This window comes from Kribbella albertanoniae (assembly GCF_004348455.1).
In the GTDB taxonomy this organism is placed as follows: Bacteria; Actinomycetota; Actinomycetes; order Propionibacteriales; family Kribbellaceae; genus Kribbella; species Kribbella albertanoniae.
The window spans coordinates 19,250-43,892 of the sequence record NZ_SMKA01000026.1 but is presented as its reverse complement, the minus strand read 5'-3'; the positions used below and the strand labels follow the sequence as shown (position 1 = coordinate 43,892).

12 protein-coding genes and 1 riboswitch are annotated in these 24,643 nt (G+C 66.8%); of the genes, 4 read left to right on the top strand and 8 right to left on the bottom strand.

Annotation, left to right across the window (positions count from 1 at the left end):
- Positions 1–6 precede the first annotated feature (6 nt).
- The gene (locus tag E1261_RS09375; protein ID WP_132404850.1) at positions 7–975 is read left to right on the top strand and encodes an aldo/keto reductase; all 969 of its coding nucleotides are present in this window, start codon (positions 7–9) and stop codon (positions 973–975) included.
- Position 976: 1 nt separating this feature from the next.
- Here the strand turns inward: E1261_RS09375 and E1261_RS09370 are convergent, their stop codons facing one another.
- The 4 genes from E1261_RS09370 to E1261_RS09355 all read right to left on the bottom strand — a co-directional run bounded on the left by E1261_RS09370 (position 977) and on the right by E1261_RS09355 (position 8,725).
- The gene (locus E1261_RS09370) at positions 977–2,545 is read right to left on the bottom strand and encodes an OmpL47-type beta-barrel domain-containing protein (RefSeq protein WP_165952433.1); all 1,569 of its coding nucleotides are present in this window, start codon (positions 2,543–2,545) and stop codon (positions 977–979) included.
- Entirely contained in the window at positions 2,545–6,501 is a 3,957-nt protein-coding gene (locus E1261_RS09365; RefSeq protein WP_132404848.1) for a ThuA domain-containing protein, read from the bottom strand. Before E1261_RS09365 ends, E1261_RS09370 begins: the two co-directional genes overlap by 1 nt.
- A gap of 9 nt (positions 6,502–6,510) precedes the next feature.
- Positions 6,511–7,509 carry a multicopper oxidase domain-containing protein gene (locus E1261_RS09360; protein ID WP_132404846.1) on the bottom strand — a complete coding sequence of 333 codons (999 nt, stop codon included), beginning with the start codon at positions 7,507–7,509 and terminating at the stop codon, positions 6,511–6,513.
- 346 nt (positions 7,510–7,855) lie between these two features.
- The gene (locus tag E1261_RS09355; RefSeq protein ID WP_132404844.1) at positions 7,856–8,725 is read right to left on the bottom strand and encodes a metallophosphoesterase family protein; all 870 of its coding nucleotides are present in this window, start codon (positions 8,723–8,725) and stop codon (positions 7,856–7,858) included.
- A gap of 23 nt (positions 8,726–8,748) precedes the next feature.
- Positions 8,749–8,827: riboswitch (ZMP/ZTP riboswitch) on the bottom strand.
- A 79-nt stretch (positions 8,828–8,906) separates the two neighbouring features.
- Between E1261_RS09355 and E1261_RS09350 the strand changes: the two genes are divergently transcribed.
- Positions 8,907–9,554: a helix-turn-helix transcriptional regulator gene (locus tag E1261_RS09350; RefSeq protein ID WP_132404842.1), complete on the top strand. Its 648-nt coding sequence runs from the start codon at positions 8,907–8,909 to the stop codon at positions 9,552–9,554.
- Between the two features lie 17 nt (positions 9,555–9,571).
- Here the strand turns inward: E1261_RS09350 and E1261_RS09345 are convergent, their stop codons facing one another.
- The 4 genes from E1261_RS09345 to E1261_RS09330 are packed head-to-tail and all read right to left on the bottom strand — an operon-like array spanning position 9,572 to position 17,913.
- Complete coding sequence (locus E1261_RS09345; protein ID WP_202874528.1) at positions 9,572–10,390, bottom strand: FHA domain-containing protein; 819 nt, start codon at positions 10,388–10,390, stop codon at positions 9,572–9,574.
- Entirely contained in the window at positions 10,390–12,189 is a 1,800-nt protein-coding gene (locus E1261_RS09340; protein WP_132404840.1) for a serine/threonine-protein kinase, read from the bottom strand. The genes E1261_RS09345 and E1261_RS09340 overlap by 1 nt, the downstream gene beginning before the upstream one ends.
- Positions 12,190–12,246: 57 nt before the next feature.
- A complete protein-coding gene (locus tag E1261_RS09335) occupies positions 12,247–14,439 on the bottom strand; it encodes a right-handed parallel beta-helix repeat-containing protein (RefSeq protein WP_132404838.1) in 2,193 nt (730 codons plus the stop codon).
- Positions 14,440–14,457: 18 nt separating this feature from the next.
- Positions 14,458–17,913: a discoidin domain-containing protein gene (locus E1261_RS09330; RefSeq protein ID WP_165952432.1), complete on the bottom strand. Its 3,456-nt coding sequence runs from the start codon at positions 17,911–17,913 to the stop codon at positions 14,458–14,460.
- Between the two features lie 149 nt (positions 17,914–18,062).
- Here E1261_RS09330 and E1261_RS09325 point away from each other — a divergent pair, with 149 nt between their 5' ends.
- On the top strand, positions 18,063–24,224 hold the full coding sequence (locus E1261_RS09325; protein ID WP_132404834.1) for an RHS repeat domain-containing protein: 6,162 nt from the start codon (positions 18,063–18,065) through the stop codon (positions 24,222–24,224).
- Entirely contained in the window at positions 24,200–24,622 is a 423-nt protein-coding gene (locus E1261_RS09320) for an SCO4402 family protein (protein WP_420813982.1), read from the top strand. Before E1261_RS09325 ends, E1261_RS09320 begins: the two co-directional genes overlap by 25 nt.
- Positions 24,623–24,643 lie beyond the last annotated feature (21 nt).

The following is a 24,643-nucleotide window of genomic DNA, read 5'->3' as shown; positions in this document are numbered from 1 at the left end:
GGCGCCATGCAGTACACCCGGCTCGGCAACTCAGGACTCAAGGTCAGCCGCATCGCACTGGGCTGCATGAGCTACGGCGACCCCAGTCAAGGCCTGCACAACTGGACCCTCGACGAGGACGCCGCGCAGCCGTTCTTCCGCCAGGCGATCGAACTCGGCGTGACGTTCTGGGACACCGCCAACACCTACCAGCTCGGGAGCTCCGAGGAGTACGTCGGCCGTGCCGTCAAACGGTATGCCCGCCGCGAGGACGTCGTACTGGCCACCAAGGTCTTCGGCCGCATGCACGACGGGCCCGGCGGCCAAGGCCTGTCCCGCAAGGCGATTCTCGAACAAGTCGATGCCTCCCTCACCCGGCTCGGCACCGACTACATCGACCTGTACCAGATTCACCGCTTCGATCCGGACACCTCCGTCGAGGAAACCATGGAGGCACTGCACGACGTGCTGAAGGCCGGCAAAGTCCGGTACCTCGGCGCCTCGTCGATGTGGGCGTGGCAGTTCGCCAAACTCCAGCACGCCGCCGCCCTGCACGGCTGGACGCCGTTCGTGTCGATGCAGGATCAGTACAACCTGCTCAAACGCGAGGAAGAACGCGAGATGCTCCCGCTGTGCAGCGACCTGGGCGTGAGCAGCATCCCCTACTCACCCCAGGCCAAGGGACGCCTCACCCGCCCTTGGGGGACCCGGACGGCGCGCTCCTCGACCGACGAGGTGGCCCGAACCTTCGACACCCCCGCGGACGAGCCCGTCGTGGACGCCGTACAGAAGGTCGCCGAAGCGCGCGGCGTCCCGATGGCCCAGGTCGCGATCGCCTGGCTCCTCACCAAGCCGGTCGTCGCAGCACCGATCGTCGGCGCTACCAAATCGCACCACCTCGACCAAGCGGTCGCCGCACTCGACCTCCAGCTCACCGAGCAAGAGGTCGAAGCGCTCGAGGCGCCGTACGTCGCGCAGAATCCCTACTGGTACTGAGCTAGTGCAAGGGCTGGTGGGCGGGGCGGAGTTGTTTTGCGGTGGTTTTGACGATGGTGAAGGTGCCGGATAGTTCGGGTGCGATGTTGCCGGCGTTGTCGGTGGCTCGGACTTTGACGGTGTGGGTGCCTGCTGCGGTGATCACGACCGGCGCGGTGTACGGCGTCCAGGGGCCGCCGTCCAACGCATACTCGATCGATCTGATGCCGCCGGCGTCGGTGGCGGTGGCGTTGAGGGTTGCTCGGTCGACGAATTCCCAGCGGGCGTTCTGGTTTCCGGTCAGCCAGCCCGACACCGTCGGCGGCGTGCTGTCGCCGTCGGAGGGTACGACGGTGAACGTTGCGGTGCCCACGGCGGAGACGTTGCCGGCGGCATCGGTTGCCCGGTACGCGACCGAGTGCGCGCCGTTCGTGGCCACCTCGATCGGCGCTGTGTACGCCGTCCAGGCGCCACCGTCGAGCTGGTACTCCACCGAGGCCACACCGGACCCGGCATCGGTGGCGGTCACCGCAACCGTCGCTTTGTCGACATAGTTGCCGTTGGCATCCTGCGTGCCGGACACAGCTGCGGTCACGACCGGTGGCACAGAGTCCTGTTCAACCACCGTGAAGTGCGCCATCCCTTCAGGGGAGACATTGCCGGCCTGGTCGGTGGCCCGGTAGTGCAGCATGTGCATGCCCGGGGTGTTCACGTCCACAGGCGCCTGGTACGGCGTCCAAGTGCCACCGTCGAGTTGATATTCGACCGTCTTCACGCCGGACTCGGCGTCGGTCGCGGTGACGGTCACCCGAGCGGTGTCAAGGTAGTTGCCGTCAGCATCCTGTTCGCCCGTGACGGCTGCGGTCACCGTTGGCGGAGTGGTGTCCTCCGGACGTTCGACCACCCGGAATCCCTTCGATCCGGTCGGCGACACGTTGCCGTCGTGGTCGGTGGCCCGGTACTGCACCGTGTGATCGCCGATTGCGCTGACCACCACGGGCGCGGTGTACGGCTTGAATCCGGTGTCGTCCAGCTCGTACTCCACCGACGCCACCCCGGACTGGGCGTCCGCAGCGGTCACCGTGACGGTGGCCTGGCCGAGGTAGTGACCGTCCGGGTTCTGCGGCCCGGAGACGGCAGCGGTGACGGTCGGCGGGGTGGTGTCGTCACCGTCGTCGGTGACGGTGAACTCACCGACCATCAGGGGATGCCCCGGAATGGCGCAGAAGTACCGATACTTCCCCGGTGTGAGCGTCACCTCGGCCGTATGCCGGCCGTTACTCCCGTCGTCCGGGTACGCGAGGATGTTCACGTCGACGTCGTGGTTGTAGCCCGGCGTCGAGCGGTCGAACGTCAGCGTGTGCGACATGTCGGTCGTGTTGCCAGTGGCCTCGCTGTTCTCGAACACGATCGTGGTCGGACCGGCGACCGCCTGGGCCGGCGCCGTGGTGTAGGCCTCGGTGCTGTTTCCCGCGGTCCAGGTCAGCACCTGGTCGGCGGCAGGCTCCGCCGGCACCGACGCCAGTGCAGGCATCGACTGAGGAACCAGCATCACCAGTACGGCGGTCAACCCAGCGAGTACGCGTCTCATCACAACCCCCGGATCCGGATATTGCGGAACTCGATCAGGTCGCTGTCCCCGTGGTTCTGCAGCCCGATGTAACCCTCGACGTACTGCCGCAGGTCGGTCGACGGATCGCTCGGCCGCGACGACTGCAGCCCCGGGACGTTGTCAAACTCGTTGATCACCACGCCATTGCGGATGATCGTGTAGTGCTGCCCAACCACCTTGACCTCGTACTCGTTCCACTGTCCCTTCGGGGTCGGCCGGGCCGCGGCCAGTCCGTTCGGGTCGAAGTTGTAGATCGACCCGGTCTTCTGCGGTTCGCCCGACTCACCGTCGTACAGCTGGACTTCGTGGCCGCAGTAGATCGCCACCCAGGCCTGTGAAGTGCGAGCCGAGCCAACAGTCCCGCAACTGCCGAGCGGCCGCTGCTCGAGCGGTGTGCGCGGATCCGGGAACCGGACGAACACGCCACTGTTCGCGCGAACAGCATCCGGCGCAACATCGCGGAACTGCAGTCTGAGCGAGAAGTCGCCGTACGGCTTCTTTGCGAACCAGAGCATGCCGAGCCCGCCGGACGGTTTCAGTGACCCATCCGGCTGTACGGCGAACTGTCCCGAAGGCGCCTGCGCCCAGTCGTAGAACGATTCGTTCGTACCGTCGAACAGCGGCTCGTAGCCCGTGACCCCGGGCTTGCCGACGTTCGACGCCCGCGCCACCGCGATCAGCTCGTCCCGTTCGGCGACGGTGATGATCCCGCGCTGCCGCAACTGCCGGGTGGCCTGCTGGACATGCGTGACGAACAGCGCATGGGTAGCCCAGGTGCTCTCGTCGTCGATCAGATCGTCCACCTTGCAGCCGCCGCCCGCGTTGCGGTTCGGCACCGTCGTGGCGGAGTCCCCGATCGTCACCTGAGCGCCCTGGTCCGCCATCACGCAGCCGGCGTTGACCGCGACCGTCGCGACCGCGGTGGTCCCGTCGGCGTAGGTGATGGTGACCTTGGCGGTCTGCAGGCCGGGACTCAGATAGGTGTGCCGCGGGTTGGCCTCGGTCGAGGTGGTGCCATCGCCGAACGTCCACGCGTACGACACCCCACCGGCCTTGGTGCCGTTGAACGCATACGTCAGCGGCTTGTTCTGCACCGCGACCGCGGCGGCCTTCGGCAGCGGCGTCGGCGGGCCGCCCTTGTAGCTGACCTTCACCAGCTTCTGGTTCGGGTGCAGGGTGAAGAATCCGCCGCCGTAGTCGAGCACGTAGAGCGCACCGTCCGGTCCGAACCGCGCGTCCATCCAGCTCTGCACCTGGTTACTACCGTTGCCCCCGGCAATGATGTGCTGGAACGTCTCGCCGAACGCCGGCGGTTGCGCCGTCGGAACTCCGGCCGGATCGACCGTCACCGCCGTCCGGCGGTTCGGGGTCGAGTTGTCGCCAATGAACCACTTGTCATCCCAGTACTTCGGCCAGGCCACACCGCTCTTGGTGTTCACCCGGTCGTAGTGGTAGGTCGGCCCGGACATCACGGCCTGCCCACCACCTTCTCGGAAGTACGGCTGGGTGTAGACCGCGTCCTCCGCCTGGTACGTCGGGATCGAGCTCCCCGGGCGCTTCGGGAACACGGGCCCGCCGCCGCCCGGTGAGTACCAGATCATGTTGTCCTTGACCGGCGGCAGTTCGACCAGGCCGGTGTTGCGCGGCGAGGTGTTCAGCGGGTTGTCGCAGTCGTACCAGCCGGTCAACACATCGGCGTCGGTGTTGCTGCGGTTCCGGTACGGCTGCCGGTTGCCCATGCAGTAGGGCCAGCCGTGGTTGCCGGCCTCGGTGATGATCGTCGCGGTCTCGTACTTCGCCGGCCCGAGCTCCGGGTCCGGCGAACCCGCATCCGGCCCGACCCAGGCCGCGGTCAGCCAGTCGGTTTCCGGGTCGATCGCGAGCCGGGAGATGTTCCGCACGCCCATCACATAGATCTCCGGCCGAGTCTTCGCCGTACCCGGCGCGAAGAGGTTGCCGGCCGGGATCGTGTAAGTGCCGTCCGGCTCCGGGTGGATCCGGATGATCTTGCCGTTCAGGTCGTTGGTGTTGCCGGAGGTACGGCGGGCGTCCTGGAACGACAGTCCGCCGAACTCCTCGGTCCAGTTGTTGCCGGAGTACCCCTTCGAGCCGCCGGAGGAGTTGCTGTCGCCGGAGCCGACGTACAGATTGCCCTTGGAGTCGAAGGCCATCCCGCCACCGGCGTGGCAGCAACTGTGTTGCTGGACCTCCCACTGCAGCAGGTCCTTGCGGCTCGCCAGGTCGACGGTTTCGCTGGTGGCGTTGTATGTCAGCCGCGAGACCGTCCGCTTGCCGGTGTGCCGGACGCGGTCGACGGTGTCATGCGGCATCCAGTAGACGTAGAACCAGCCGTTCTCGGCGAATTTCGGGTCCAGCACGATGCCGAGCAGACCCTCTTCGTTCTTGATCAGCTCGTCACCGGAGCCGCGATTGCCCATCACCGGGAGCGTGGTCAGCAGCTTCGCCTTCTTGGCAACCGGATCCCACTGGTGGATGGTGCCGCAGCCGAGGCCGACGTTCGGGTTCTCCCAGTCGACCACCGGGCCGGTCGGGCAGGCCGCCTTGCCGACGTAGAAGATCTTGCCGGTCGGCGCGATCGTCATACCGTGCGGCTCACCGATCTGGTCGAGCTGGCCGGTCTGGTTTGGCGGGGTCAGCCGCTCGACGGTGTAGTTGGCGGCGATCGTCGCCTGGCAGTCGGCCCGGACCATTCCAGTGGTCCACTTCAGCGCGCCGAGCAGGTGCTTGCGGAACGCGGCCTCGCCGTAGCTGCCGTCGGTGCCGCCCATACCGGTGTAGAACGACCGGCCGCCGCTGTAGTCGCGGCACCAGGAGATCGGGTGGAACGGGCCGTTGGAGCCAGGGCCCGGGTTGTAGTGCCGCTCCTCGACCTGCGCGACGGTGTGCACGGTGCCGATCGGGTTCGTCGCCCAGTTGCGCCACTTGTCGGTCCGGGTCAGGTTCAGCGGCAGACCGACGTTCGCCGGGTGCTGTCGATCCAGCAGGTTGACCACCGCACTCTGCGGAGTCGGCTCCGGCGGCGGCTGCGAGTCACCGATGTAGAAGAGCAGGTCGGCGAGCTGGATCAGCGGCTCACCGCCGTTCGCGGTGATGTTCAGGCGATAATGCGCGTACGGCGTCGTGTTCGCGACCTCGAATACCCGCCGCTGGTGCCGCTCGGCGAAGACCTCGTTGGTGCGGGTGTCCAGGTCGGTCCAGGTACTGCCGTCGTTCGAGCCCTGCAGGGTCCAGTTCTTGGGGTCCCGGCCAACGAAGTCGTTCGCGGAGGTGAGCGAGTACCTGGTCACCGCGGCCGGCTCGGTCAGCTGCATCGCGACCCAGCCGGTCGGCGTACGGGCCAGCCACTTGGTGTTCGGGTTCCCGTCGGTCAGCTTCTCCTTGGTCTCGTTCGGCGGGTTCTCGCCGCTGGCCGTCACCGCCGCCACCGGCCGTGGCGGCGGCAGCAGCGCGCCGACCGGGCGCGCGCCGATCAGGCCGGTGAACCACTCGGAGTCCGGCTGGAACTTCGACGCATCGGCGATGCCGAGGTAGCCGTTGCCGGCCTTGATGTAGTTCTGCAGCGCCGTCTCGCGCTCGCGACTGAGCACGATTCCCTGTGCGGACAAGAACACCACCGCGCGGTACGTCGCCAGCTTGGCCGGCGTGAAGACGGCCGGGTCCGAGCTGACGTGCACGGTCATCCCGTTGGCCTGCCCGATGCCGGCGATCGCGTCGGTCGCCCGCTCGACCGGATCCAGCTGACTTTCGGGTTCGCCACGGAACACCAGCACGTTCACGGCCACATCGGTGGCAGTGGTCGCTGCGACTGGCGCCGCCTGCGCGGTTGGTTGCGTGCTGCCCGGTTGCACCACCTGGGTGCCGAACGCCAATGCTGCGGTGACCAGAACGGCCGCCGTACGACGGTTGAGCCTCATCGTTCCCCCTCAGCCGTGATGGTTTGAGTGATCGGCCTGCGGCCCGGCCACGTGGTGCTGGTGGAACCGGTCGATCGCCGCCTGCGCGCCGGCCGGCATACTCCCGTCGGGGTTGCGGACCAGGAACAGCCCGACCATCCCCTGGTCGGAATGCATCTGCACGTGGCAGTGGTACATCCACACGCCCGGCCCGACGCCGTCGCCGGCAAGCACCTGGAATCCGAACGAACTGCCCGGGTCGAGGTTCTTGGTGTCGATCACCGGGCTCGGATCGTTCGCACCGGTGAGCATGCCGGTCCGGGTGTCGGCCCAGCGGTGCGCATGCAGGTGGAACGTGTGCGGCAGATTGCCGTGCCCGATACAGACGAACTCGACCCGCTCCCCCTGGCGGGCCTCGAACATCGGGCTGTCCGGCGCCTTCTTGTTGTTGATCAGCATCTCGTTGAACACGACCGTGAACTGCCGGTCCGGGATCAGATCGGCACGCCGGCGAACGATCAGACCGCCGTACAGGCCCTTCTGGATCCCTGGGGTGCCGTGGTCGTTGCCCATCGCGTGATCGTGGTAATGCCAGTAGCCGGCGCTGCCGGGCATGAACCGGTTGTTGCCGATGTCGACCTGCTTGCGGGTGCGCCAGACGTACGTGCGGGTCTCGCCGGGCGCGTTGAACGAGGCGTTCAACGGGCTCCCGTCGGAGTTCACGTCGTAGTCGACGCCGTGCGGATGGATCGACAGCCGCTGATCGGTGTTGTTGACCAACTCGATCTCGAGAGTGTCCCCCTCGTAGATCTCCAGCAGCGGCCCAGGAATAGTCGCCTCCCCGGGCGCCAGTCCGTAGCCGAACAACCCGCCTGCCAGCGGCTCGGCGTACAGAGTGATCTGCCGAACCGCGGCAACGCTGTCGGGGGCCATAGTCACCCCGGTCAACACCGCTCCCCCGGCAACCGCGGCCGGCGCAACCAGCACCGAGCGGCGGGACAACCGCGATTTTTGGGCATGCTCGACCATCGTGGGACTCCGTTCGGGCGGGAACGCGTGTCTCCAGCTGTAGTTCAGCCCGCACACTATGTAGTCACCGACAAAAAGTTAAGACCTGGGGTCCATGTTTTTGTCGTTCGTTGTCAGTTTCCCCACCGAGCACCCACCCAGCCAGTTCGCGGGGAGGATCCACCCCCCGAATCCGTCGCAGATCCACCCCAAACCGGTTCGGGCCGCACCGCAACCACGCCTTTGTGGATCCCCACTGCCACGGAGCGACCGCCATACTCCACAAAGATGGCTATCCAGGGGGCGGCGGTCAGGGCACCGGCCGTGAGGACGCCGGCCCACCTGCACGCGGACAGGAGAACCGAAATTACTCCTGGACGTGGGCGGCGGTCACGGCGTTGTAGACGTAGACCTCTTGGCCGGTGGCTGGGGTGCGGGCTTGGAGGGTGTGGAACATGGGGTCGGAGGGGCCGCCTAGGTCGATGACTGTGGCGCCGGCGCCGAGGACTCCGCGGGCGAGGGCAGGGGGTGCTGTGAGGTCTATTCGGGTGATGACACCAGGGGTGACCCAGACGGGCGTCTGGCCCAGCCGTCCGGTGAGTTGATGGTGCAGGTGGCCGCACAGGACTGCGTGTACGTCGGTGCCCGCCAGTGCACGACCCAGCTCCTCGGGTTGCTGCAGGACGACGGATCGCATGAAGGCGACGGCGTCCAGGGACACCGGCGGGTGGTGGAGTACGACGATCGATCCGGACGGGGCCGGGGTTGCCAGCTCGTTGGTGAGCCACTGCAGTTGGTCGCGGCCCAGCTCGCCGTGGCCGGAGCCGGGGACGAGGCTGTCCAGCGTGATCACGCGGAGGCCGTTGATCTCGCTGACCGCGGCGATGACATCGTCGAGGCCGGCGGATCGACCGATCGATGAGCCGTCCGGGCCGAGGTGGCCGGAGCCGAGGGCAGCGGTGAAGCCATCACGGCGGTCGTGGTTGCCGGTGCTGTAGATGTGCGGGATTCCGCGCTCGGCGGCGAACTCGCCGACCAGATCACGGACCGTCGCGCACCCCTCCTCGGATCCGTCGTCGGCGATGTCTCCGCTGACGACCACCACGTCCAACTGCGGGACCCGGCGAACGTCGTACAGGAGTCCGCGCAGCGCGGTGACGCCGTCGACGCCGTCCTCGTCCGGGCCGGTACGGCTGACATGGGTGTCGGACAGGTGCAGAACACGGTGACGGGGCATGGCAAGCTCCTAGACGTCGTTGCCCTGAGCACCCAGGCGGTCGATGCCCGTCGCGTCACTCCCCGGTGGTCGCGCCCACCCTCGCCAGTCGTGTCCTTCGAGCCTACCTGCGTTGGGGACCGGTCCCGGGGGCCTGGTTGTACAAAGGTCGAGACGCTCACCTCTTGGGGGTACGACGAACATGACTGTCCCGACGCTGACCCAGCGGACCGGCCCGCAGCAGGCGGCTGCGCGGGGCGGGGTTGCCGCGTTGCTGGCCGATGCCCGTGCGGATGTGATTGCGATCAGTACGTTGACGCCGACCGGAGCGGCGTTCGGGCCGCGTGACGTTTGCCCTGGCGTTCGGTACCGCGCGCTCTTCCCTGATAGCGCGCGGACTGCTCCGGCGTGGTCCCGGCATCTCGGCGCGCTGGCGATGGCCGGGGTTGCGGTGCGGACGACGCCGGTGGTGATGATGAACGCGCTCGTCATCGATGGCCGGACGGCTCTGCTCCCTGCAGACAATGCTGACGGCAGTGTGGCTGTGCTTCGGCTGAACAGCGTCGTTGCCGCCACGACTGGCTTCTTCGAGCGGGTTTGGCCCGATGCTGTGCCGTTCGGCGACACCGACGTCGTGATGGCGGGCGAGCTGTCCTGGCGGGAGCAGGAGGTACTGCGGTTGATGGCTCTCGGGTGCACGGACGAGCAGGCTGCGGCGCACTTGAGGGTCTCCGTGCGGACCATCCGCCGGATGGTGGCACAGTTGATGAGCCGGCTCGGCGCGCGCAGCCGGTTCCAGGCCGGGGTGAAGGCCGCCGACCGAGGCTGGTTGCTGGAATGGATGACCTGAGGTCCGTGCAGGACGGATCAGGCCGGGGGAAGCTCGGCGCCGGGATTGTCTCCGGCCAGCTCGAGCCACTCCAGGTCCATGGGCACGATGGTGGTGGACTGCACGAGTTCCCAGATCAGGTTGACCGTCAGTGTCAGGCCGACCGGTTCGCCGACCTCGTCGCGGCGCAGACCGGCCACGCCAGCGTCGGAGAGTCGTTGCCGCAGCCGCGAGACGATGTGTTCGACGCGCTTCGCGGTCCAGGTCTCGTTAGGCCGCAGCTCAGCCAGCTCCGCCGCGGCCTGTTGCCTGGTCAGCGGCAGAGGCTGCAGATCGTAGGCCAGGTAACGCTGGGCCAGAACTGTCAGCGTCAGGTGTTCTTCCGGGGTCAACCGCCAGCGCTTCGGCGGCACGGTCATCTGGCTCGGCCGAGGTTGTGCGGCCCGGCCGTCGCCGTCCGAGACCAGCACCTCCAGAAGATGTTCGCGGTGGCGGTTCCCACGCAGGAAGAGCGTCGTGTAGCCGACGGCCAGCGGAAGCGGATCGCTGCCGGTGTGGAGCAGTACGGCGTTCGACACCCGGATTGGAAGCCGGCCGTGATTGCGCAACCACCAACTCCCGTCCTGGTAAGTGATGGTGCCGTGCACCCGACTGATCCGTACGTCGTTCTCCCCGATGCACAAGTCGACCGCCAGCCGGTTCCGCCCGAAGCTGATCTCGGCGTTCGGCGCCGGCGGCACGACGAGATTCTCGGAAACCGTGAGGACGCTCAAGGTGCCCGGTTGCGATTCGTCCGGGGCGTGCCGAAGGCTTCGGAACTGGTTGAACTTCGCTCGGCTGGGGGTCGGCTCCATCATCAGCTGGCATCCGGAAGTCGCCGTACGACGGCCTCGGCAGCTGCCCGTGTTCTCGCACAGACAGTGGCCGAGTCCGGAGCGCTGGTATCGACCAGCTCGACGGAAACCACTTCTTGGCGCTTGTCCGGCGTACCCTTCAGGACCGCCAGCCTAGGCGTGTAGAGCCGGTGAACCACCACGGCTGTGCAGCTGGCCTTGTTCTCGGGGTCAGGGATCAGACGCGCGTTGCGGTTGCCGATCTTGATGACCTTGCCACCCCACTCCTCGTCACCTTCGATCGGCCACTCCCGAGTGAACTTCGCGCTGAGCTCGCTCGGCCCTGCATCCCAGGTACATCCCCAATGGCCGAAGTCCGGAGCTGGCGGATCGCTTGCCTTGCCGAGCACCTGGCCGGCCTCGGCGGCATCAACCAGCGTGCAGGCGTCGACCTTGTCCAGCGAGTTCGCCGGCAGTTCCGGTCGTCGCGGCGGCGGGCCTTTCGACAGGACCGCCAGCACATCCTGCATCAGCGATTCCGCGAACGGACAGAGCGACGCCTCCTTCGCCTCCCGGATGCGGAAGGTCGTGATGGTGATCCGGTTGGTGTCGGGCAGAGTGACGGCCCGCTCGCAGCTGTTCTCCTTCTCGTCCGGCCGTTCGATCTCGCCCAGCTGGCCGGGCACCACCGGACGCGACGGATACTCTTCCAGGCCGGTGAACTCGAGCGCCGACTGCACCTGGCCACTGCCGTCCTCGAGGGTGCTCGAGATCACGCAGCTGGCGTAGTTCCTGACCTCCGGGTCGACGAAAGCCTCCCCGAACTCACGCAGCGCGTCCGCGGGAATCACCGCGCAGGGATCAGCCGCCGCTGGATCGGACCCGAGCCCGACGGGATTCGGCGGGGCCGCCTGCGGTTCCGACCCGCGCGGCAGCAACCAGGCCAGGAGCACGGCACCCACCACCAGTACGGCGGCAACCGCGGTCAGGACCGACCCCCGTCGTACCGGCCGGAGCCGACGCTTCCAGGATCGGCGCGGGAGTTCGCGCCCCTGGATCAGCTCGGCCGCCTCCGCTGCCGAGGGGCGATGCACCGGATCCGGCTCCATCAGGGCATCGAGTAGCGGCGCGAGCTGCCGCGCGTGCTCGTGCGGGATCGGCGAACCCTTCGCCGCCCGCTGGATCTGGGAGAACGGCCCGTCGGCGCCATCGCCCCACGGCGACCGGCCTTCGACGGCCGCGTAGAGAGTGGCGCCGAGCGAGAACACGTCGGAGGCCGCAGTCGCCTCCGACCCGTTCGCGACCTCGGGTGCGACATAGCCCAGCGTGCCCGTCAGCTGAGCTCCGCCGGTCTGCGTGATCTCGGTCCAGCGAGCGATCCCGAGGTCGGTGAGCTTGACAACGTCGTCGTCGGTGACCAGGACGTTGGCCGGCTTGATATCGCGATGCACGATGCCACGCTCGTGAATCGCGACCAGAGCCGTCGCCAACTGGGCGCCGATCGTGAGCACCCGCGCCTCCGGCAGCGGACCGTCGGCTTCGATGATCCGATCCAGGCTCGTCGCCTGCACGTACTCCGTCACGAGCCACTGCTGATCAGCATCGACAACGGTGTCGAAAACCGCCACCACATTGGGGTGCAGCACCCCGGCACCGACTCTGGCCTCCCGGCGGATCTGCCCGGAGCTCCCCGCGATCGCCCGCTTCAGCGACACCTCGCGCCCGAGCTCCTGGTCCACCGCGCGCCAGACAGCACCCATCCCGCCTTGGCCGAGTTCTTCTTCCAGGCGGTACCGACCGGCGACGAGTGAGCCAGGTTCCATCGGCTCATCGTAGGAACCCACGCCGCCGGACGCCACTTCACCCGTCACGGTGGCGTATTACTGGCCGTTCCAGGAGGCCAGGACCCGGAGCTTGTTCCAGGGGATGTGGCTCAGGGCCGCCGTCGAACCGTCGAGACCCACTTTGTTGAGGATGCCGCCCGGACGCATGCCGTCGCCGGGCGTCTGCCAGGGAGCGCGGTTCGGATCGGTGAGGTCGTCGCCAGCCACGCCGATGCCGCTGATCGGGCCGGGACCGCCGCTGTCCAGGACATAGCCGCCGTACTTCTGCATGGCGACGCAGATCATCTTCTCGCCCGACGATGCACCGGCCAGCCCCGCGCAATCGACGGACGGATCGAGTTGGAGGCGGGCACCCATCGGGACGCAGGACGAACCCGAGGTCCCACCGTCGGACTTGCCGGCCGGCTTGCGGAAGTTGCTGCAGGTTGTGCGGGAGGTGAAGTACAGCGCGTGCTCAATGGCGCCGGTGCTGATTTCGCTGTTCAGGATGAAGCCAGCACCCGCCTGCACTTCGGCTCCCGTGCCAACCCCGGAGGTCTTCGACTCAGTACCGCCGCCACTGGCCGCCGGCCAGGTCCCGCCGCAGGAACCGTTCCACGAACCGCTGGCCTTGCTGGCGCCCCAGATCGACTTCACAGTCTTGTCGTCCTTGTTGTAAACGACGATCCATTCGTCACCTGGCGATGGGAGCTCGCGAGTCGCGTAGTCGGGGATGTGGATGCCGTCGCCGACCGAGCAACCCCAGTCCTCACTGAATTCCGGGTGATACACAGGATCCGAGTTGCTCGAGGTGAAGACGGTGATCTGCCACTCCGGACCGTTCAGCCGCGGGGTGTTGCTGCCCATGCTGTTGACGATCGCCGCCGAGTTGGCGTCGAGCCGCGGGTTGGCGCCGATCGCGGAGCGGAAGTAGTTCACCGATCCGTCGGTCGCCGTGAACAAGTCGTTCGGGCCGGGCTGCCGCGGGTCCCAGTCGCCGGTCGGCGGCGGGTCGGTGGGTCCGCCGCCGCCAACCCCCTCGTAGGCACCGACGTCGTACCCGTTGCCCTGCGGTCGCGCGACGCCGTCCCGGTCTACCGCCGGGACGCCAGTGGCACTGCCGGCATCGATCGCCGCCGAGCCGTCGCGCAGGTGGTAGTCACCGTTGCCTGGGTCAACGAATCCCGGATCACTGGTCAGGTTGTGGTCGGACGTGAACGGCCCGCCGATCCCCGACGAGTTCCCGGCGAAGATCGTGTTCCGTACGACGTTCCCCGATCCGCTGACCTCGGAGGCGCCGACGATCCCGGGCTTCGGGTTGTTCGCGATCGTGTTGTTGATGATCGAGATCCCGGAGATCGTGCCGCTGCTCTCCTTCCAGAACGAGATCCCGCCACCCGCGTTCTGGTACGACACGTTGTTGACGATCCTGATGTTCTGCGCCTTCCGCGACGACGAGTAGTCCTCGACCGCGATCGCGATCCCGGCCTTCGTCGACTCCTTCGCGCCGTACGTCGTATTGCCGCTGACCTCGACCCCCGACGACGAGTCGACGTAGATGTTCGGGCCGCGGTTGTCGTGCACGAGGTTGTTCCGGATCACACCCGCCGCGTTGTCGTCGTACTTGGCGTCGATCCCTTCCTCACCGTTGTCATGCACATGGTTGTTCCGGATGTCGAACCGCGTACTGCCCTCGCCGAGCGTGATCGCTTCGTGTGAAGCGCTGGTGCCCTTGTCGTTGTTGTGGTGCACGTCGCAACCGTCGACGACGATGTCACTGCCGCCGAGGATGACGAGACCGCCGTTCGAGGACGACGACACCTCGCACCTGGTGAACGTGATGTGCGAGACCTGGTAGCCGTAGACACCATGCGTCGGCGACTTCGTCACCGCGATCCCGTCGAACTTCAGCCACGACTTACCGTCGAGATTGAGCAGCCCATTGCCGGACTTGAGCGTCTTGTTGCCATCCAGTACGACGCGCGCACCGGGCGCGGCCTGGTAGACGATCTCCTGCCCGTACCCTCCGCTCTTCGGCGTCAGCGCCTCCTGATACGTGCCAGCTGAAATCACGATCGTGTCGCCGGGCAGCGACGCATTGGCCGCCGCCTGGATAGTGCTGTACTGCGCTCCCGCCTTCCCCACCGTCAAGATCCGGCCGGCCGCATCCGCCGTACCGGCCAAGGTGGGCGGCAAACCAAGAATCATCAGCCCGGCGATCGCAACGCCGGCCGCTTGTCGTCTCTTCATCGGATTCCTTCGCAGTTGTCAGGTGACTTCGAGTTCGTAGAGCGAGTAGCCGTAGCCGGTCGCGCGTTCAGTGCCTTGGAGACGCACGTGCCGTGCGTTGGTCGGAGCAAGGCGGACGATCTCGGTGCCGCCGTCGCCGTCGGTGCGGGTGTGGACGGTCTGCCAGGTTGTGCCGTTGTCAGAGACCTGCACCTGGTAGGCGCGGGCATACGCGAACTCCCAGACCAGCGTGATCTTGCTGATCGAGCGGACAGAGCCCAGGTCGACCGAGATCCATTCCGGGTCGTGTTCGAGCGCGCTGGCCCAGCGGGTCGCGACACTGCCGTCGACCGCGTTGGCCGGACCGAGTTCCGACGTCTCCCGCGAACTCGACTGGGTCGGCTTGTTCAGGGCGAGATTCGGATCCGGCGCGAAGACCTCGAACTCGTACAGGGAATACCCGTACTCCGTTGCCCGCTCGGTGCCGTGCATCCGGACATGCCGCGCGGTCGTCGGGGTGAGGTCGATGTTGTCGGTGCCGCCGTCGCCGTCAGTACGGGTGTGAACAGTCCGCCACGTCACACCGTCGTCGGAAAGCTGGATCGTGTATCTCCGGGCGTGGGCGACCTCCCACACCAGCGACACCTTGTTGATCGTGCGAATGGAGCCGAGGTCGACCGAGATCCATTCGGGATCATGTTCCAGTTGACTGGCCCAGCGGCTTCCATAGTTGCCATCGGCCACCTTCGGAGCGGCGTACTGGACGTCTTCCTGGGAGCTGGTGGTGATGGTTCGGCCGAAGGCGAGGTTCTCCGGTACTTTGTCGATGCGCCAGCGCTGGCAGGGCCCGTTCCAGTAGGGCCAGACGATCAGGTCGGCGCCGGACTCGGGCCGGCATCCGGCGACGTCGAGGGACTTGCCGCTCAGCGTCTGCGTGATGCTCCACGATCCGTCGGCTGCCGGTTCGATCCGCCACCGCTGGCAGTCGTTGGGTGTGCTGGTCCAGAGATGGATGACGGCGAGGTTGTCGGTCGAGCAGCCCTGGACGTCGAGCGCCTTGCCGCTGGCTGCTCCGAGGACCTGATAGGCGTCCTCGCCGAGCGGGTGGATCATCCACTGCTGGCAGGCGCTCCCGCCGCGAGGGTCCCACACCCGCAGATCAGAACCATCCGCCGTACCGCAGTCGGCTGCTTCCATGAAACGGCCGCCCTTGACAGCGCTCAGGCGGTACCGGCCATCAAGCTGGACGGAGTTTCTGGACGGCCGGAGAATCCACTGCTGGTCGGCACCGTTGCCGCACGTCTGTTGGACCGCGGCCGCGCCAATCGCCTGTCCGGCATTCTCGACGCCGACACAGAAGCCGCTGTGCGCGTTGCGCAGCCGGACCACCGCGTCCTTGGTGAAGCCATCCAGGTACTCAATCGCAAACTGCTGGCTGCTGGTCGCATCGCAAGCCTGTTGCAGCACTGGGCTTCCGGGCGACTCCTGCGTACCGCCAAGGTCCACGCAGGTGCTCTTCCCATCATCCTTCACGCCATCGAGGTGAGCCGGGTGGAACTGATACTGCTCGACGCCAGGAAGCTGATCGAGCTGGAACCGCTGATGCAAAGCCCCCGTGCACTCCCCCTGATCCAGTACGGCGTCCAGCGACCTGCTCCGGCCCCGGACCTGCAGACACTGTCGACTGTGCCGAGCCACCAACTCGTAACTACGGAACTCGAGATCCGCCTTCGGCCCGGTCTCCGCGTGCACCGAAGCACCCGTCCAAACCTGCTGAGGCGCAGCGAACGCCGTACCGGTCGACGCCAGCACCTTGAGCTCCCGTCCCCCGTCGGGACGCGCGGCCACCAGCACCAGGTCGTCACGGCCGTCACCAGTCGTATCGACGATCTCGTAATCGGCCTTGGCGGGTTCCAGCAGCCCCGGTGTGCGCCACCACGTCTCGACGGTCGGCCCGCCGGATCGCAGCACCAGTACGCCGAGATCGGTGTCCGCGTGTTCGTACGGGATCACCAGGTCGTCCTGGCCGTCGCCAGTCACGTCTCCTGCTGTTGCTCGAGCTCGATCCGCGCAGTACGTCCCGGGCGTGAAGTCGTACTTCGTCGTTCCCGCGTCGAAGGCGGTTCCGGTCGATCGGAAGAAGGTCGCCCGCAGCCGGCAGCCGCCTCGATCGTCGAGCGAGACCAAGTCCTTCCGGCCGTCGCCGTCGAGATCGGCGATCACCGGGCTGCTCTTGGCCCATTGCCCCGAACTCGGTGGTGTCCGGATCCAGCTCGCCAACTGCCCAGTGCCTGACAGTACGTACGCCTGCCAGCCCCCGTCGAAGGTGTCGCGTTGCAGCACGATCTCATCGCGTCCGTCACCGTTGAGATCGCCCGCGAGCATCCGGGTCGTACCGAGCGACCAGCCCTCGCCGCTACTCCGCCAGACCGCCTGACCGCGCGGCTCGTAGGCACCACCCGTGGCTTTCAGCAGGTAGAGACCGAGCCGTTGCCCGGTCTCGGTGCGCATCAGCATCACGTCGGTCTTGCCGTCACCGTCGAAATCGCCGGCCGCCGACCGGGTCCGGCTCAGCCCGTAACCACCGTTGATACCGCTGTCCCAGCCGATCACACCGTCGTACTGGCCGTCGTTTCCCTGGACCAGATTCCAGACCGTGGTCTGATCAAAACCCTTGTCGAACACAGCAATCGCGTCGGACCGCCCGTCCCCGTCAACGTCTTGGTTGGCCTTGGCAGGTGCGGGCGCGGGGTTGGCCTGCAGACTCCAGGCGTCTGACACCGGCCCGGGATTCCCGGCACGATCGACGGCTGCGACGTACAGGCGTTTCCTGATGATGCCGGTCGACGGATCAGGCGAGAGCGTGACCGGTACGACGGCGCTGCCGTCCGAGCCGACCGGTACGGCGCCCGTCAGTCGATCCTGCTGGAATCCGTACCGGAACTGGACCACGTCGCTGTCGGCCGGGCGCAGTATCACCCGGCCGCTGGTCCAGGCGTTGATCGCAGGTTCGCCGTCGGGGTAGTCGGAGGATTCGATCGTCGGCAGACCCGGCGGCGTCTCGTCGATCGTGAAGTGGCACTTGGCCGTCGAGGGACCGTCGGTCGTACCGTCGTTGCTGCGCGCGCTGTAGGCGTACGTGACATCGGGGACGAGCTTGCCCGCGGGGATAGCTGGCCAGCTGAACGCGACGCTCGACGCGGTGATGGCCGAGTTGATCTCATAGGTCGGCGTCGTGGCACCGACTCGCTGAATCGTGAGCCGGGTCGTCAGCACGCTGTTCTCCGGATCGCTGGCCACGGCAGTGAAAACGGGCTGCGCGGTGCCGATCGTGGCCGGCGCGGTCGCCGTACCGCAAGGCACCGGCGGCCGCAGGTTCAGCTTCGCCGGTGTGCGGGGTGCGAGATTCGGGACAGTACCCGCGGCCGGGACCTCGACGGCGACCAGCAGACCGACCGTCAGCGTCGCGACCAGAGCGCCGTACACGATCTTCATGGGACCCCCTCCGGTTCGAGGTCGCGAGTCTGCCATCGGCCGGGCAGTCGGTCGATCCTCTTCAAACCTGCTCGAAAGGCCTTGTCAGCCTGCATAACCGACTCGACTCTTACTGCACCTCGTCCCCCTGCCCGTCCGCTGGAGGAACCATGTCCCCGTTACCGGTAAGACGTCTGCGCCGATCTCGCCGTACGGCGCGGATCGGTATCGCGATCGTCACCGCCGCCACCCTCATCGCCACCGTGACCGGTCAGGCGACCGAAGCCGCCACCCTCCGGATCAGCCAGGCCAACGCCGACGGCGACTGGACGCCTGCGAAGGAAAAGTCGGTCAACGGATCGAACGCTCAGGTCGTGCCGCGGAAGGCCGACCCGGCGCAGGCCCGAGCGATCACCAAGGCCCCGGAGGTGCGCTGGCCCAGCGCAGGCAAGGCCGCGGTCACCCTGCCGGCCCCGGCGACCGACTGGCAGCGCATGGTGACCGGCCAACCCGCCAAGCCAACGTTGGCGAAGGCAGGCACACTGCCGATCGAGGTCGGCCCGGCAACCGCCGCAAGCCGTGCACCGGAGACAGTGGAGGTTGAGCTACTTGGCCGCCAGTCCAACTCGGTGCAGTTCAGCCTCCGCCGCACGGACGGCGTACGCGCAGCCGGTCCAGTGTCGGTCCGCGTCGACTACAGCGCCTTCAAGAGCGCCTTCGGATCCGACTGGAACAGCCGCCTGCGAGTCGTAGATGTTGCCTCCGGCCAATCAGTTGCCACCCGCAACGACGGCACCGGCACGCTCACCGCCGAAGTCGCTCCAGGATCCGAGCGCACCGTGTACGCCGTACAGGCTGCAGCTGACGGTCCGGCCGGCGACCACAAGGCCTCGGCTCTCGCGCCCTCGGCCACGTGGCAGGTCGGTGGATCATCCGGCGACTTCGGCTGGTCGTACCCGATGGAGGTGCCGCCCGGTGTCGGCGGCCCCGAGATCGAGATGTCCCTGGACTACTCGTCCGGCTCGGTGGACGGCCGCACTTCGGCGACCAACAACCAGCCGTCCTGGGCAGGTGAGGGCTTCGAGTTCGCGCCGGGTGGCTCCATCGAACGACGCTACGCCGGCTGCAGCTCCAAATCCGAGCAGAACGGCAACAACGGCACCCGAACCGTCGGCGACCTGTGCTGGGCCACGGACAACGCCACCTTCAGCCTCAGCGGCAAAGGCGGCGAGCTGATCCGTGACGACGCAACCGGCAAGTGGCGCCCCGCCGCCGACGACGGCTCCACCGTCGAACGCTTCACCGGCGCTTCGAACGGCGACAACGACGGTGAGTACTGGGTGATCACCAGCGAGGACGGCACGAAGTACTACTTCGGCCTGAACCGCCTCACCGGCTGGACCACGGGCCAGCCCGAGACCCAGTCCACCTGGACGGTCCCCGTCTTCGGCAACAACTCCGGCGAGCCCTGCAACAAGAGTTCTTTCGGGGATTCGCACTGCCAGCAGGCGTACAAGTGGAACCTCGACTACGTCGTCGACCGCCACGGCAACGCCATGAGCTTCTTCTACGACGTCGAGACCAACTACTACGCCCGCAACTTCTCGGCCTCGTCGGTCAGCAAGTACGTCCGCGCCGGCAACCTCAAGCGCATCGAGTACGGCCAGCGCGACGGCTCGGTGTTCACCAAGCCGGCGAACGCCCGCGTCGTGATGACCACGGCCGACCGCTGCCTGCCGGGTACGGCTTGTACGACGAACTTCCCGCACATCTACCCGGACACCCCGCTCGACCAGCAGTGCACCAGCAGCTCGAACTGCGACAACAAGTTCAGCCCGACCTTCTGGACCCAGAAACGCCTCGCGAAGATCAGCACCGAGATCCGCCGCGGCGAAGAGTTCACCCCGGTCGACTCGTGGACCTTGCGGCACAGTTTCCCCGACCCGGGTGACGGAACCCGCGCGGGCATGTGGCTCGAAGGCCTGACGAACGCCGGACACGTGAACGGCACTGTCACCGCGCCCGAACTCAACTTCGACGGTGTCCAACTGCCCAACCGGGTTAAGAACAACGACACCCTCCCAGTAATGAACTGGTGGCGAATCAGCGCCATCCACTACGGCACCGGCGGCGAACTCGCCGTCGCCTACTCCGCCCAAGACTGCGGACCGGGTAACTTCCCCGCCCCCGACACCAACGGGAAACGCTGCCACCCCGCCAAATGGACGCCTGACAAGCAAGAAGAACGCCAGGACTGGTTCAACAAGTTCGTCGTCACCGAGGTCTCCGAAGCCGATCGAGTCAGCGGCCTGGAGCCGGTCGTCACCAAGGTCGAGTACCTGACCCCACCGGCCTGGCGGCACGACGACGAAGACGGCCTGGTCGAGATCGGCAAGAAGACCTGGTCCCAATGGCGAGGCTACGAACGCGTCCGGGTCACGAAAGGACACCCCACCGGTGTCCAGTCGATCACCGAGAACCGCTTCCACCGCGGCATGGACGGCGACAAACTTGCCAACGGCACCAAAAAGGACGTCCACCTCACCGACTCCACCGGCGGCCGCGTCGAGGACGTGAATCCGCTCGCCGGCCAACTCCGCGAGCAGCTCAAGTACGACGGTACGACGCTCGTCGACCGCAACATCAACGACCAGTGGATCTCCGCCGCGCGGGCTACCCGGGTCAAGCCGTGGGGCACCAGCCAGTCCTTCCAGGTCGAGGACGCGGGGATCAAGCAGGAGGAGATCGCCGGTACGCAGACCAGGCGCCGTACCCAGCTGAACACCTACAACGCGGCCGGTGTGGTCACCCAGAAGAGCGACCTCAACGATGTCGCCGTCGCCTCCGACGACACCTGCACCCGCTACACCTACACCGAGAACGCGCCCGCCGGGATGCGCGAGCTGCCGGTCCGCGAACACACCGTCGCGAAGGCCTGCGACCAGCCCTGGACGAACGCCGACGTCATCTCCGACAACAAGACGGAGTACGACGGCGGCGGCACTCCGACCAAGGGTGATGTGACCAAGGTCGAGGAACTGAGCGCGTTCGACAGCACCGGTGCACCGATCTACAAGGTCGCCCAGACCGCGACGTACGACGTCCTCGGCCGTCAGGTGGAACTGACCGACGCGGACGGCAAGAGCACGACCCGCGAGTTCACCCCGGCGACCGACGGTGCCGTCACCAAGACCGTCGTGACTGCGGCCAACGGGCACACAGCCACGACCGAGTGGGAGCCCGCCTGGGGCGAGGAACTCACGGTCACCGGGCCGGACGGCCGCAAGACCGAGACCGCCTACGACCCGATGGGCCGGACCGAGAAGGTTTGGCTGCCCGGCCGGTCGCGATCGGATGCCGCGAATTTCAGCTACGAGTACCTGATGCGCGCGGACGGCGCGAACGCCGTCAAGACCGTGAGCCTGCAAGCGAACGGCACCAACGAGACCACGATCGAGCTCACCGACGGTCTGCTCCGCCCGCGACAGAAGCAGGAGGCAGCACCCGGCGGCGGCCGCACGATCACCGATTACGTGTACGACTCGCGCGGCGAACTGGTCAAGGAGAACGGCCCGTACTTCAACAACGCGCCGCCCGGTGACCAGGTGCTGATCCCGGTCGAGTCGGAACTGCCGCTGCAGAAGGTCACCGTGTTCGACGGTGCCGAACGGCCGACGGCCGAGATCGTCAAGTCGCGGAACACCGAGAAGTGGCGGACCACGCACACGCACGGTCTCGGAACGCATGTGGTCCAGCCGCCGACCGGCGAGCAGCCCGTCATGCGGATCACCGACATCGAGGGCCGGCTCACCGAGCTGCGTCAGTACACCGGCGGGGCGCCCACCGGCGACTACGACAGCACGACGTACACGTATCACCAGGACGGACAACTCGCCTCGGTGAAGGACCCGGCCGGCAACCGCTGGACGTTCGACTACGACCTCCGCGGCCGGAAGATCCGGGAGACCGACCCCGACAAGGGGACCTCCACCTACACCTATGACGATCTGGACCGGCTCCTCACCAGCACAGACGCGAGCGGCCGGACTTTGGCCCATGGGTACGACGTCGTCGGCCGCCGCACCTCCCTGCACGAGGGCAGCCTGCAAGGGCCGAAACGTGCCGAGTGGACGTTCGACACGTTGGCGAAGGGCTCACCGAGCTCCGCGAGCCGGTTCGTCGACGGCCAGGCGTACACGTCCAAGGTCAAGGAGTACGACGCCGGTGGGCGTCCTCTGGGCATCGAGGTGGTGCTGCCACAGCGTGAAGGTGCGCTGGCCGGTACCTACTCCGTGGCAAGCACCTACAACGCAGACGGCGAGTTGGCGACGTCCCAACTGCCTGGAGTCGGCGGTCTGCCAGCGGAGACCTTGAGCTACGGCTACAACGACCAGGACCTGCCGACGACGCTGACCGGGGCGACGTCGTACGTGACGGGAACCGGGTACACGCCGTACGGGGAGGTGGAGACGCTCACTCTTGCGCAGGACAACGGGAAGTGGGTGCAGCAGCTCTACGAGTACGAGTCGGGCACGCGGCGGTTGTCGCGGGTGGTGACCGAGCGGGAGACGCTACCGCGGCGGATCTCCAGCCTCGCCTACAGCTACGACCAGGCAGGCAACGTCAAGCAGATCAGCAACACGCCATCTGCCAGCAGCGGTGAAGCCACCGACACCCAATGCTTCGCCTACGACCACCTGCGGCGATTGACTGACGCTTGGACGCCTTCCAGCAACAACTGCGCCGCCGCGCCGGTTGAGACTGCCCTCGGCGGACCCGCGCCGTACTGGCAGTCGTGGACCTTCGACAAGGTCGGCAACCGGCTCTCGGAGACCAAACACGCTGCAGGCGGTTCGACGACCAGCAACTACGAGTACCCGGCCGCGGGTCAGCCACGGCCGCACGCCGTACAGAAGGTCACGACGACCGGGCCGGGTGGGACGAAGGTCAACACCTACGGGTACGACGAGACAGGCAACCTGACCGAGCGCAACCTCGCCGGAACCGGCGAGACCTTCAGGTGGGACGTCGAGGGTGAACTCGAGAGTGTCACCAAGGCCGGCAAGACCACGTCGTTCGTGTACGACGCCGACGGCAACCGCCTGCTCCGCCGCGACGGTACGGGTACGACGTTCTACTTCGGCCAGACCGAACTCCTGCTGAAACCGACCGGCGAGATCAGCGGCACGCGCTACTACGAACACGCGAAAAAGACCGTAGCCGTCCGCGTCGGCAACGACGTCACCTGGCTAGGCAACGACCACCACGGCACACCCGAACTCGCCATCAACGCAGCCGACCAGTCCTTCGAACGCCGCCGTACGACGCCCTTCGGCGAACTCCGCGGTCCGGCGCCGGCGAACTGGCCCGGCCAGAAGGGCTTCGTCGGCGGCGTCAACGACCCGAGCACAGGCCTCGTCCACCTCCAAGCCCGCGAGTACGACCCCACCATCGGCAAGTTCATCTCGGTCGACCCAGTAGCCGACTACGAAGACGCCCAACAACTCAACGGCTACGCCTACGCCAACAACAGCCCCATCACCTACTCCGACCCCGACGGCAAACTCTTCTTCATCCCCCTCATCATGCTCGCCATCCGGCTGATCCCCCTCGTGATCCGAGTGGTCCAAGCCATTCCGCACATCGTCCGGGTGGTCACCCCGATCGTCCGCACAGTCGTCAACGCGGTCAAGATCGGCAACAAGCTGGTCCAACAGGTCAAACGCATCACCAGCTACGTCAACAAGGCCAAGACCGTCATCAAGAAGGTCACCAAGATCACCAAGTCGGTCAAACGCGTCGTAACGAAGACGGTAAAACGCGTCCAGTCCGGCGCGAAGAACGCCGCGAAGAACGCGGCCGCGGCGGTGAAGAAGGCCGCATCCGCCGCCAAGGACAAGGTCAAGGACTTGGCCCGGAACGCCCAGTCCGTCTTCAAACGCCGAGGCGGCGACCCGCCACCAGCATCTGGGACCGGCGGTGCCGGTGGCAGAAGCGTGGGGCCACGCGCTCTGCCGATCGGCCAATGGGGTCAGAAGGTCGTGGACGCGCGAGCGAAACTGCCGAATTCCTGGGGCCCCGGCAACCCGAACAAGAAGGGCGTCGGCACCCGTTGGTTCGACCCGAACAACAAGGGCAACGGAGTCCGGATCGACCAAGGAAACCCGGCGAATACCCTCCCTTCCCAACAGGTCGATCACGTGGTTGTGCGGAGCGGCGGACGAATCCTCGGACCTGAGGGTAAGCCGATCGTCGGAAATCTCCAGCAGAATCCCCAGGCGCACATTCCGTTGTCCGATTGGCTAAAATGGTCGCTGTGGAGCGCGCCGTGAGCCCAGTGGTCAGGTACCCCCATATGCGCTTGGAGGTAATCGCCGCCATGCGGTCGTTGAGCGATCGCCGGCACGGGGAAGTCCAGTGGGGGCGAGTTGAGGAAGGTGTGAGCTACTACGACGATCTGACGCTTAACGTGCACACCCTCTACGACGACAGCATGGTCCTTCCCGAGCCCTCCGAGGCAGTTCCGGACGTCTTGCATCAGGAAGAGGTACCGGCCTTTCGTGATCTTGGACGCGTGCTCGGGCCGATGCTTCAGGACCTTGGGGATCGCCCGGACGCCGACTACCTGTCAGATCCACGCTGGTCGGATGTCGTCCGAGCTGCACAGGCCGCCCTAGAGGTGATGCGAGCTCGTGACGAGATGGATTCGAATATGAGCTCGCCGAGCTGAGAGCGGATCGAGTGCTCGGAC